General features: G+C 62.4%; 4 protein-coding genes. All 4 read right to left on the minus strand.

Annotated elements, in window-relative coordinates; genetic code table 11:
- Positions 1 to 4 precede the first annotated feature (4 nt).
- Entirely contained in the window at positions 5 to 1324 is a 1320-nt protein-coding gene (locus tag IQK56_RS30305) for an MFS transporter (protein WP_122308351.1), read from the minus strand.
- A gap of 166 nt (positions 1325 to 1490) precedes the next feature.
- Positions 1491 to 2825 (minus strand): sigma-54-dependent transcriptional regulator, encoded by a 1335-nt coding sequence (locus IQK56_RS30310; RefSeq protein ID WP_193861802.1) that lies wholly within the window; start codon positions 2823 to 2825, stop codon positions 1491 to 1493.
- Positions 2819 to 4585: an ATP-binding protein gene (locus IQK56_RS30315; protein ID WP_193861803.1), complete on the minus strand. Its 1767-nt coding sequence runs from the start codon at positions 4583 to 4585 to the stop codon at positions 2819 to 2821. Before IQK56_RS30315 ends, IQK56_RS30310 begins: the two co-directional genes overlap by 7 nt.
- Positions 4586 to 4691: 106 nt before the next feature.
- Positions 4692 to 5919, minus strand: a 1228-nt coding sequence (locus IQK56_RS30320) for a fumarate hydratase (protein WP_193901963.1), incomplete at its 5' end; no start/stop codon positions are given.

The raw sequence follows: 5919 nt of genomic DNA on the forward strand, positions 1-5919 counted from the left end.
TTTTTTAGTCCGTGGTAATGCGCGAATGCTTGCGGGTGTCCTTCATGGTCACATAGACCACCAGCGACACCGCGATACACGCAGTCACATACCAGTAGTAACCGGTTTCCATGCCGATGCTCTTGAACCACAGCGCGATGTATTCAGCGGTGCCGCCGAAGATCGATACGGTCAGTGCATAGGGCAGGCCAACGCCCAGGGCACGGATTTCGGTGGGGAACAGCTCGGCCTTCACCACTGCGTTGATCGAGGTGTAGCCGCTGACGATAATCAGCGCCGCCATGATCAGGAAGAACGCGCCCCACCAGGATTGGATGGTGTGCAGGGTGGTGAGGATCGGCACAGTGAACAGCGTGCCGAGGATGCCGAACGCGATCAGGATCGGACGACGGCCGACCTTATCCGACAGCCCGCCGACGATCGGTTGCAGGCACATGAACAGAAACAGCGTCGCCGCCGAGATGGTGGTGGAGTCGGAGATGCTCATGCCGACCGTGTTCACCAGGTACTTCTGCATGTAGGTGGTGTAGGTGTAGAAGGCCAGGGTGCCGCCCATGGTCAGGCCGACCACGGTCATCAGTTCCTTGGGGTGACGCATCAAGGTGCGCATTGCGCTTTCCTTGGCTTTTTCTTTCTTGGTGAACGACTCGGTTTCTTCCATGCCACGACGCAGGTACAGCGCGACCACTGCGCACAGGGCGCCGATGGCGAACGGGATACGCCAGCCCCAGGCATACAGTTGCTCGGTGGTGAGTACCTGTTGCAGGACGATCAGCACTGCCAGCGCGATGAGCTGGCCGGAGATCAGGGTCACGTACTGGAAGCTGGAGTAGAAACCACGACGTTCCTTGGTCGCCATCTCGCTGAGGTAGGTGGCCGAGGTGCCGTATTCGCCGCCGACTGACAGCCCCTGCAGCAAACGGGCAAACACCAGTAGGATGGGCGCACCGATACCAATGACTTCATAGCCAGGGCTCAGGGCAATCAGCAGCGAGCCGAAGCACATCAGGTAGACCGAGGCCATCAGGGCTTTTTTACGCCCGACCTTGTCGGCGTACAGGCCCATCAGCCAGCCACCGATCGGGCGCATCAGGAAGCCCACGGCGAAGATCGCGGCGGTGTTGAGAAGTTGGGCGGTAGTGTCGCCTTTCGGGAAAAAGGCTTTGGCGAAGTACAGCGAGAAAGCGGCGTAGACATACCAGTCGTACCACTCGACCATGTTGCCGACTGATCCGCTGAAGATCGACTTGATGCGGCTGGAGGTGGTGCGTGGTTTTGCCGGCGCGGCCGCCGACCCCAGAGGCAAGGTGTTGGAGTTATCCATTGAAGGATCCTTCATCTAGTTGTTTTTATGGAGCGGCGCGAGCGCTGCCTGGCTGGGGCTATAGCAGGAGCTGTGCCAGGTGGATGAAGGCCCGGTCTAGAAGGGTTTGTGGTTTTTTTTGAGCGGAATATCGCTGGTTATTTTCGAGTGATGAGCGGAAATCCGCTCATTCATCCTTGAGAAACATGTCCCGTGCAAGGCCGTGGCGCTGCATTTTTTCGTTGAATGTCCGGCGGGGCAGTTGCAGCTCGGCCAGTACTGCCTTGATATCGCCTTTGTGCCGGGTCAGCGCTGCCTTCAGGCAATGGGCTTCGAAGGCTTCTTGCTGTGCCGCGAGGGATTGCCCGGCCTCGACGCCTTCCGGTTCCGGGTCGCCAAGGCCCAACACCTGGCGCTCGGCGACGTTGGCCAGTTCACGCACATTACCGGGCCAATCATGGCTGAGCAGGCGCCCCAGCGCCGGACCGCTCAACGGCTCGGCCGTACGCCCCAAACGTTCAGCAGCGCTCTGGGCAAAGTGCTCGTACAGCAGCGGAATGTCTTCACGGCGCTCGCGCAACGGCGGCAGGCGCAGTTGTGCGACGTTGAGGCGATAAGCCAGGTCTTCGCGAAAGCGCCCCGCACGGGCCTCTTCCAACAGGTCCGGCTTGGTCGCGGCGATGATGCGCAAGTCCACGTGGATGCTCTGGTTGGAGCCCAGTCGCTCCAGCTTCTGTTCCTGCAACACCCGCAACAACTTCACTTGCTGGGCCAGGGGCATGCTTTCGATTTCATCGAGGAACAGTGTGCCGCCGTGGGCGTATTCCAGCTTGCCGATGCGCTTGCCCTGGGCGCCGGTGAACGCGCCGCTTTCGTGGCCGAACAACTCGGCTTCAAACAACTGCTCGGGAATTGCCGCGCAATTGAGCGCCACGAACGGCTTCTTGGCCCGAGGGCCGAAATCATGCAGGCAGCGGGCGACCAGCTCCTTGCCGCTGCCGGTCTCGCCACGGATCAGCACGTTGACCGGCAAGCTCGCCAGGTCGAGCACCTGGCGACGCAGGTTCTGCAAGCCGCGGGACACGCCGAGCAGGCTGGATTCGAGCTTCGAACGGTGGTCGGCCTGTTGGTGCAGGCGTCGGTTTTCCAGGATCAGCCCACGTTTGTCCAACGCCCGGCGCAGGCTGTTGAGCAGGGCCTCGGGGCTGAAGGGTTTTTCCAGAAAGTCGTAGGCGCCATCGCGCATGGCTTCGACAGCCATCGGCACATCGCCATGGCCGGTCAGCAATATCACCGGCAAGTCGGCGTCGCGACGCTGCACCTCGGCCAGCAACTCCAGGCCGCTGTGCCCTGGCATGCGCACGTCGCTCAAGATCACGCCGGGAAAGTCCTTGGGCAAGTGCGCCAGGCATTCTTCGGCGCGGCTGAACAGCTGCACCTCAAACCCCGAGAGGCTCAGCCACTGCTCCACGGCCGTGCGAATGCTCGCTTCGTCATCGACCACAATCACCGCATTCAGCATAGGTCCGGCGTCTCCAGCGCGATGGGCAGGGTCAGGGTGAACACCGCGCCGTCGCCGTGGTTACCGGCGATCAGGCGCCCACCGAGTTCATGGACGATAGCGTAAGACACCGCCAGTCCCAAACCGAGACCATCGCCCACCGGCTTGGTGGTAAAGAATGGGTCAAACACGTTGTTCAAGTGTTCCTCGGCAATCCCGCCGCCGCTGTCACTGACGGTCAAAAGCCAAAGCTGCTGGTCGGCGTGCAGGCGGATTTCCAGGCGCTTGCGCGGCTTGTCGGCCATGGCGTCCAGGGCGTTGCGCAGCAGGTTGATGAGCACCTGCTCCAGGCGAATCGCGTCGCCGCGTACCCAGGCCGGGCGGGTCAGGTCCATCACCACGCCGATGCCTTCATCGCGCAGGCGTGCGTCGAGCAGGTGCAGGGCCTGGTCTACCACCGTGGCCAGGTCAAGCCGCTCGCGCAGGCCACTGGGGCTTTTACGTGCGAAGGTCTTTAGGTGACCGGTGAGCGCCGCCATGCGCGTGAGCATGTCGTCCAGTGGCGTGAGGGCCTTGTAGGCATCGTCCACGCGGCCGTGATCCAGCAACAGGCGCAGGGTGGCAAGTTGCATGCGCTGGGCAGTCAGTGGCTGGTTGATTTCGTGGGCGAGGGCGGCGGACATCTGCCCCAGCGCCGCCAGCTTGGCCGATTGCACCAAGCCGTCCTGTGCGGTGCGCAGGGCCTGGGTGCGTTCTTCCACCAGTTGCTCCAGCTCTTCGCGGCTGCGCTGGCGCAAGCGGGCCAGGCGCCAGCGTTGGCTCAGGAACAGCACGAGGAACACCAGCGCCAGCCAGGAACCCGCGGCGGCCAGGCCCGCGTTGCGTTGGTCTTCAAACGGAAATTGCGGTTTGCGCAGCAGGTGCAGGGTCCAGCCTTCTGCCTTCAGCGGCAGGGATTCCCAGATGTACCGGGCACTGCCGTCGGGGCCGTTGACGCGCATCAGGTGGCTGTTTTCGTCAAAGCGCTGCAGGGTCTCGGTTTCCAGCGGCTGCAGTTGTTTCTTGTCGTATTGGCGAGTGGCCTTGAGCTCGGCGAGGTCATTGGCCGATAGCGGCCTCAGATTGCGATAACGCCAGCCCGGCTGGTTGGCAATAAACACGATGCCGCGTGCATCACTGACCAGCAGCAAGTCATCGCCCTGGGCCCATTCGCGCTCCAGCTCAGGGAACTCCAGTTTCACCACCATGGCGCCCAGGAACTGCTCGTGTTCATCGAGTACTGCACTGGAGAGGAAGTAACCCGGAATCCCGGTGGTCACCCCCACCGCATAAAAACGCCCGGTGCCCTGGCTCTTGGTCTGGCTGAAATACGGCCGGAATGCATAGTTGTGCCCTACATAACTGCTCGGCAGCGCCCAGTTGCTGGCGGCCACGGCGAGGCCGTTGCGGTCCATCAATTCCAGGGTGGACGATTGCGCGGCACCGTTGATGCGTTCGAGCTTGCGGTTAAGCGCGTCCTGGGTTGCGGTGTCCAACGGGCCCTTCAACGCGCTGATCATTTCCGAGTCCAGCGCCAGCACGGCGGGCAGGGCACGGTAGCGTTCGATCAGGGTGTGCAGCGAGTTGGCGTACAGCGCGAGCTGTTGGTTGGCGCGTGCGGCATCGTCCACCAAAGCCTGGCGTTCGGCCTGGCGCGTGGCCAATGCAGCGGCCAGCACCGCACCGGCGATGATCAACAGGGCGTAGAAGGTCAGGCGCAGGGGGCGAGGGATCGCGATCATACAGTGATGAGCAGGCACAGTAAGGGGGGAGCACCATACCATGCGCCATAAAAAAGGCGACTGGGCCATGGGGCCACAGTCGCCTTTATCCTTGCAGGAAAAGTGCTTACTGCACTTCTACCGCCAGGCTTTCACTGATCTTTTTCTGCCAGATGGCAGGACCGGTGATGTGCACGGATTCGCCTTTGCTATCAACGGCAACGGTGACCGGCATGTCTTTGACGTCGAACTCGTAGATCGCTTCCATGCCCAGTTCGGCGAACGCGACAACCCGCGACTTCTTGATGGCTTGCGCCACCAGGTAAGCAGCGCCGCCCACGGCCATCAGGTACACGGCCTTGTTGTCCTTGATCGCTTCGATCGCAGTCGGGCCGCGCTCGGATTTGCCGATCATGCCCAGCAGGCCGGTTTGTTCGAGGATCTGGCGGGTGAACTTGTCCATCCGCGTCGCGGTAGTCGGGCCAGCCGGGCCAACCACTTCTTCGCGCACTGGATCAACCGGGCCGACGTAGTAGATGAAGCGGCCCTTGAGGTCCACCGGCAGGGTTTCGCCCTTGTTCAGCATCTCGACCATGCGCTTGTGCGCGGCGTCGCGACCGGTGAGCATCTTGCCGTTGAGCAACACGGTTTCGCCCGGCTTCCAGCTCTGCACGTCTTGCGGGGTCAGGGTGTCAAGGTTGACGCGACGGGCCGACGGGCCGGCTTCCCAGACGATTTCCGGGTAGGCGTCCAGCGGTGGTGCTTCCAGCGACGCCGGGCCAGTACCGTCGAGCACGAAGTGCGCGTGACGGGTGGCGGCGCAGTTGGGGATCATGCACACCGGCAGCGAAGCGGCGTGAGTCGGGTAGTCCATGATCTTCACGTCGAGCACGGTGGTCAGCCCACCCAGGCCCTGGGCGCCGATGCCCAGTTGGTTGACCTTCTCGAACAGCTCCAGGCGCATCTCTTCGATACGGTTGGACGGGCCGCGCTTGATCAGCTCGTGAATGTCGATGGACTCCATCAACACTTCCTTGGCCATCACCGCGGCTTTCTCGGCGGTGCCGCCGATGCCGATGCCGAGCATGCCCGGTGGGCACCAGCCGGCGCCCATGGTCGGAACGGTCTTGAGCACCCAGTCGACGATCGAGTCGGACGGGTTGAGCATGGCCATTTTCGACTTGTTCTCGGAACCACCGCCTTTGGCGGCCACGTCCACTTCCACGGTGTTACCCGGGACGATGGAATAGTGGATCACCGCCGGGGTGTTGTCCTTGGTGTTCTTACGCGCACCGGCCGGGTCGGCGAGGATAGACGCTCGCAGGACGTTTTCCGGCAGGTTGTAGGCGCGACGC

Source organism: Pseudomonas cyclaminis, from assembly GCF_015163715.1.
Classification (GTDB): Bacteria; Pseudomonadota; Gammaproteobacteria; order Pseudomonadales; family Pseudomonadaceae; genus Aquipseudomonas; species Aquipseudomonas cyclaminis.

Bases quoted from the DNA above. Each gene is read 5' to 3' on its own strand.
- IQK56_RS30310 (WP_193861802.1), bottom strand. From the start codon at position 2,825: ATGCTGAATGCGGTGATTGTGGTCGATGACGAAGCGAGCATTCGCACG.
- IQK56_RS30315 (WP_193861803.1), bottom strand. From the start codon at position 4,585: ATGATCGCGATCCCTCGCCCCCTGCGCCTGACCTTCTACGCCCTGTTG.
- IQK56_RS30305 (WP_122308351.1), bottom strand. From the start codon at position 1,324: ATGGATAACTCCAACACCTTGCCTCTGGGGTCGGCGGCCGCGCCGGCA.